The following is a 5,314-nucleotide window of genomic DNA, read 5'->3' on the forward strand; positions in this document are numbered from 1 at the left end:
CAGAGCTTCTTGAAGCGGTCGTCGAAGCCGAGTGGAACGATCTTCTCCCATGACGCCCAGAACCGGTGGCGCCATTCGGCCAACGTGCGCGCGTAGTCATCCGGAAACACGCGCTCGCGCAGATGGGCAAGGCCATGATCCTTGCCCAGTGTCTTCAGGATCGACGGTGTCGGCAGCATGCCGCCCGGGAAGACGTAGCGCTGGATGAAATCCGGCCTTGCGCGATAGGTGTCGTAGGCGGCTTCGTTGATGGTGATGATCTGCAGGCCGGCGGTGCCGCCAGGCCTCAGGCAGGCCTTCATCTTGCCGAAAAACACAGGCCAGTATTTCTCGCCGACCGCCTCGAACATCTCGATCGAGGCGATGCGGTCATAGGTGCCGGTTTCGTCGCGATAGTCCTGCAGCTTGATGTCGACCTTGTCGGCAAGCCCGGCCTTGGCGATGCGAGCCGTTGCAAAATCGTGCTGCTCGCGGCTGATCGTCAGCCCGGTGACGCGGCAGCCGATCTCGCGTGCTGCGAATTCGGCGAAGCCGCCCCAGCCGCAGCCGATTTCCAGCACATGGTCCTTCGGACCGATCCCTGTGTCTTTCGCCAGCGCGCGATATTTGGCGGCCTGGGCGCTTTCCAGGTCGTTGGCGCCGGTCGTGTAGAGCGCCGAGGAATAGGTCATGCTCGGATCGAGCCATTCCTTGTAAAAGGCGTTGCCGAGATCGTAATGCGCCGAGATGTTGCGCTTCGAGCCGGTGCGCGTGTTCTGATTGAACCAGTGGCGGATGCGCTGGACCGTGTTGATCAGCCAGCTGGTGCCGCCCGCGATACGCTCGCCAATGACCGAATTGATGACGAACAGCTCCAGGAAGCTGGTCACATCAGGGCTTTCCCAATCGCCGTCCATATAGGATTCGGCTACGCCGATCGTGCCGCCGGAAAAGGCGCGGCCGGGCAGGCGCCAATTCTTCAGCACCAGTTCGGCATCCGGGCCAGGTCCCTTGCCGCCGACGAGGACGGCGCGGCCGTCCGGCAGCCTCACCTTGAGCGAACCGCGCGGCAGGTTCATCGCCGCCGACAGCACCATGCGCGCTTTCGCCGGCAGACCTTTGACGATCTCGGCGAAATTGAACTCATCGAGCCTGACCGCGTCGCTCAATGCTGCGCCAAAAAGTTCCTTTTGTGCCATCTCATGCCCCCTGGATTTCCGCGGTGTCGGGGCAGATTGCCGAGCCACGGTTCTCTTGGACCATTCGCCAGGTCCGAGCGCCGTTGCCGATCCCGGGCGCTGACCGGCTCAGTGACGGGCGGGCTCGAATGAAACACGCGCTCCTTTACCAGAGCTTCAGCGCTTCCCAGTGAATCCCTGCGACAATCTTCCACGTCATGCGGGGAAACTTCAAGAGGCAGGCCGCAAGCGGGGCTGTGCCACGCGGATTGCTTGCGCCAGCGAGAATCCGCCTTTTTGCACAGCAAAGGCCGAGCGCGCAAAAAACGCCTATGGCCGCAGAATTGCTCGTGCGATAGATTTAGCCATGCGTTATGTAATCGTCATTGCCGCCATCGCGTTTTTCCTGATCTGGGATGGCATGTACAATCAGGGCCGCTATCTCGACACCACGGTGAGAGAGCTTAGGCATGTTGTGCGATATGTTACCGGCAAAGCTTAATTCCTGTGGCAGCAGCCGCGACATCCTAGTCGATTGACGCCAACGTCCTGCCGTCACAAAAGACCCCAGCATTTTGATCGAGGAGGCGGGGTTGATCCGGCATATCGTTTTCTTCAGCGCGCGGCGAAAAGAGGATGTTGAGGCCGTGCGCACCGGCTTGCTGGCGCTCGGCAACATTCCTCATTCCAGCCTGTTCGAGGTCACGCTCAACACCAAGGTGGATCCGCTGTCGGATGAGGTCGACGTGGTGGTCTATGCGGAATTCGCCGATGACGCCGCGCTGGCCGCCTACAAGGCACACCCGCTCTATGCGCAGACCACCAGCAAGGTCAAACCGATGCGCGAGCTGCGCTATTCCGCCGATGTCGTTGCCGGAAGCTGATCGAGGCCTTGTCCCAACTGGGGCCTTTTTCGACGCCCGGAGAACTGGCCGACGAACTAGCCGGGATTGCTATCAAGTCTTGAACCGATTTGCGGAATGATGCACATCGCGCCTGCATGACCCAAACCGCAGCCGCAGGCACTCATCCGCTCGATCACCTGGTGCTGCCAACGCAGAGCCTTGAGGTGGCGCGAGCCCGGCTCGCCGCGCTTGGCTTCGTCGTGGCTCCGACCGGCATCCATCCCTTCGGAACGGAAAACTGCTGTGTTTTCCTGGCCGACGGCACGTATCTCGAACCGCTGGCGGTCGGCGACGAGCAGGTGGCGGCAAAGGCTATCGCGGAAGGCAATGTCTTCGTCACGCGTGATCGCGCCTATCGCGACAGCAACGGCGACGAGGGATTTTCCGCCATTGTTCTAGGTACGGGCAATGCCAATGCCGACCATGCACGCTATGTCGATGCCGGCGTCTCGGCGGGAGACATGCTGGGTTTTTCGCGCGCCTTCACCGACCCCGCCGGCAAAAGCGACATCGCATCGTTCAAGCTTGCCTTCGCGGCCGGAGCCGAAGCCACGGACGCCTTTCTGTTTGCCTGCGAGCGGGTCAACGCGCCGGATGTCGACCGCACGGCTTTGCAGGCCCACGCCAATGGTGCGACAGGAATTGTCGAGATCTTGGCGGTCAGTGATGCGCCTGGAAAGCAGCATGGGCTGATTTCCGTGGCGGTGGATGATCCGGCCGCCGACAGGCAGGGCGGCATGTTTCCCTTGCCGAATGCAGATTTGAGCGTGCTTGACCGCGCGGCTTTCACCGCGCGCTTTGGCCTGCCGGCCGGCGCGCCGACGGATCTGCGTTTCGCAGCGGTAGTCTTTTCGGTTCGGAACGCCGATGTGACATCGAGGCTGCTTGCAGCCAATTCCGTCCAACACGATATAGCGGGCAGTGATATTGTCGTGCGGTCCGCACCCGGACAGGGCGCGGCTTTCATCTTCCGGGAGATTCCATGAGCAAGCCGCAAGCGTCCAATTCGATGGCGCCCAATTCGTCTGTAACCGTCGGCAATGTCGTCTTCGACAACAGGGCGGCTTTGTCCCTGATCGCCGGCCCGTGCCAGTTTGAATCGCGCCAGCATGCCTTCGACATGGCCGGCGCGCTGAAGGAACTGACCGGCAGGCTCGGCATAGGCCTTGTCTACAAGACCAGCTACGACAAGGCCAACCGCACCTCGCTGTCGGCGACGCGCGGCGCCGGCATGGACGCGGCACTTCCCGTCTTCGATGAACTGCGCAAGGAATTTTCGCTCCCGGTGCTGACCGATGTCCACACCGAGGAGCAGTGCGCCATCGTCGCGCCGCATGTCGATGTCCTGCAGATTCCGGCTTTCCTGTCGCGCCAGACCGACATGCTGGTCGCCGCGGCGAAAACCGGCAAGGTGATCAACGTGAAGAAGGGACAGTTCCTTGCCCCCTGGGACATGAAGAACGTCGTCGCCAAGATCACCGGATCCGGCAACGCCAATGTGCTGACCACCGAGCGCGGCGCCTCCTTCGGCTACAACACGCTGGTCTCCGACATGCGCGCTCTTCCCATCATGGCCGAGATCGGCGCGCCGGTGATCTTCGATGCTACCCATTCGGTGCAGCAGCCGGGCGGGCAGGGGGGCTCTTCGGGCGGGGAGCGCCGCTTTGTCGAGACGCTGGCGCGCGCGGCTGTCGCTGTCGGCGTTGCCGGCGTGTTCATCGAGACCCATCAGGATCCTGACAACTCGACCTCTTCCGACGGCCCTAACATGCTGCCGCTGAAGGACATGCCCGCCCTGCTCGAGCGGCTGATGGCATTCGACCGTATCGCCAAGGGTCTCTAGGCCAGACACATCCTCTGCCGACTGCCCGCGCTTGTGGAAGGCGCAAGCCGCCTGTACGCTCGACCGGCAAATGAGCGTTTTGGCAGGAGGAAGCCATGTCTGTCGCCCGCGTCACCGAAATCACATCGTCGTCGAAGAAGAGCTTTCAGGACGCCATCGAACAGGGAATTGCGCGCGCATCCAAAACCCTGAAGAACGTCGAAGGCGCCTGGATCCAGGACCAGAAGATCGTCGTCCAAGGCGGCAAGATCGTTGCTTATCGCGTCAATATGAAGGTCACCTTCATCCTCGCGGAGTGATCGGTCGACGCCGAAAAAGTCGGGAACCTTCGCCTGCGCCCCTCATTGTCCAAGTATGGTTCAACGACAGTGAGGAGCATGATCATGACAACCCAGACAGGCCACACCCAAGCCATTGCCGCTTCGCGGGTCATCGGCACATCGGTCTATAATACCGAAGGCACGAGCATCGGCAGCATTGAGGATGTGATGCTCGACAAGATGGCGAACGGCATCATGTTCGCGGTGATCGGTTTTGGCGGCTTCCTCGGCATCGGGGAGAAATATCACGCCATTCCGTGGGCCAGCCTCGACTATGATGAGGACATGGGCGGCTATGTCGTGCCGTTCTCCAAGGAGCAGTTGAAGGCGGCACCCGCCTATTCGATCAACGAACTGACCGACGCGGATGGCGAGACCGCTCGCGACGAATCCTATGAATATTACAAAGTCACGCCTTACTGGCACTGACGGCCCAAAACCAAAATGGCCCCGTTTCGGCAGGGCCATTTTTGGTTTGATGCGGCAGTTATTCGCTGATGTGCAAGGGGACCATCGCCTTCGGCGGCGACTGCTGATTGTCGCATGACGTCAGAAAGGCCGCCGCGATCAGGAACAGACTCACGATACCACTCAACTGGGACATGGCGAAACTCCTCCTGTTTCGCCCCGCGCGCTGCACCTTAACCGGAACTCAGCCCACCGTACATGACTTATGATGACAGCGATTGCGCTTCGTGAATCGTTCGGAGGCTGATGCCGCGCCAATAATTGCCAGCCTGCCGATTGCCTTTTGCAGCACTTTGGCTAAGACGTGCGGCATTCTTCAGATCAATCGAGGACATCGCAAATGACCGCCATCATCGACATTGTCGGGCGTGAAATCCTGGACAGCCGTGGAAATCCGACCGTCGAGGTCGACGTCATTCTCGAAGACGGCTCGATGGGCCGCGCGGCGGTGCCGTCGGGTGCTTCCACCGGCGCCCACGAGGCGGTTGAACTGCGTGACGGCGGCGCCCGCTATCTCGGCAAGGGCGTACTCAAAGCCGTCGAGGCGGTGAACGGCGAGCTGTTCGAGGCGATCGGCGGCATGGAAGCCGAAAACCAGATCCATATCGACCAGACCATGAT

General features: G+C 61.0%; 7 protein-coding genes and 1 pseudogene. 6 read left to right on the forward strand and 2 right to left on the reverse strand.

What is annotated here, in order from left to right; translation table 11 throughout:
• Both EN943_RS34650 and EN943_RS39030 read right to left on the reverse strand, forming a co-directional pair.
• Positions 1 to 1,178 (reverse strand): cyclopropane-fatty-acyl-phospholipid synthase family protein (locus tag EN943_RS34650; RefSeq protein ID WP_164778539.1); only part of this gene is annotated, 1,178 nt, incomplete at its 3' end.
• A gap of 145 nt (positions 1,179 to 1,323) precedes the next feature.
• Positions 1,324 to 1,392 (reverse strand): hypothetical protein, encoded by a 69-nt coding sequence (locus EN943_RS39030; RefSeq protein ID WP_346558022.1) that lies wholly within the window; start codon positions 1,390 to 1,392, stop codon positions 1,324 to 1,326.
• A 358-nt stretch (positions 1,393 to 1,750) separates the two neighbouring features.
• Between EN943_RS39030 and EN943_RS34660 the strand changes: the two genes are divergently transcribed.
• The 6 genes and pseudogenes from EN943_RS34660 to eno form a co-directional block, all read left to right on the forward strand.
• Positions 1,751 to 2,041 (forward strand): Dabb family protein, encoded by a 291-nt coding sequence (locus EN943_RS34660; protein WP_013531473.1) that lies wholly within the window; start codon positions 1,751 to 1,753, stop codon positions 2,039 to 2,041.
• A gap of 116 nt (positions 2,042 to 2,157) precedes the next feature.
• A complete protein-coding gene (locus EN943_RS34665) occupies positions 2,158 to 3,048 on the forward strand; it encodes a VOC family protein (RefSeq protein ID WP_127416339.1) in 891 nt (296 codons plus the stop codon).
• Positions 3,045 to 3,905 carry a 3-deoxy-8-phosphooctulonate synthase gene (gene kdsA, locus EN943_RS34670; protein WP_027038698.1) on the forward strand — a complete coding sequence of 287 codons (861 nt, stop codon included), beginning with the start codon at positions 3,045 to 3,047 and terminating at the stop codon, positions 3,903 to 3,905. Before EN943_RS34665 ends, kdsA begins: the two co-directional genes overlap by 4 nt.
• A gap of 95 nt (positions 3,906 to 4,000) precedes the next feature.
• The gene (locus EN943_RS34675) at positions 4,001 to 4,204 is read left to right on the forward strand and encodes a dodecin family protein (RefSeq protein WP_127416340.1); all 204 of its coding nucleotides are present in this window, start codon (positions 4,001 to 4,003) and stop codon (positions 4,202 to 4,204) included.
• Positions 4,205 to 4,288: 84 nt separating this feature from the next.
• A complete protein-coding gene (locus tag EN943_RS34680; RefSeq protein ID WP_127416341.1) occupies positions 4,289 to 4,654 on the forward strand; it encodes a PRC-barrel domain-containing protein in 366 nt (121 codons plus the stop codon).
• Between the two features lie 379 nt (positions 4,655 to 5,033).
• A pseudogene (gene eno, locus EN943_RS34690) lies at positions 5,034 to 5,314 on the forward strand (phosphopyruvate hydratase); the annotation flags it as partial.

Origin of the sequence: Mesorhizobium sp. M7A.F.Ca.US.006.01.1.1, assembly GCF_003997935.1 — a bacterium.
Lineage (GTDB): Bacteria > Pseudomonadota > Alphaproteobacteria > Rhizobiales > Rhizobiaceae > Mesorhizobium.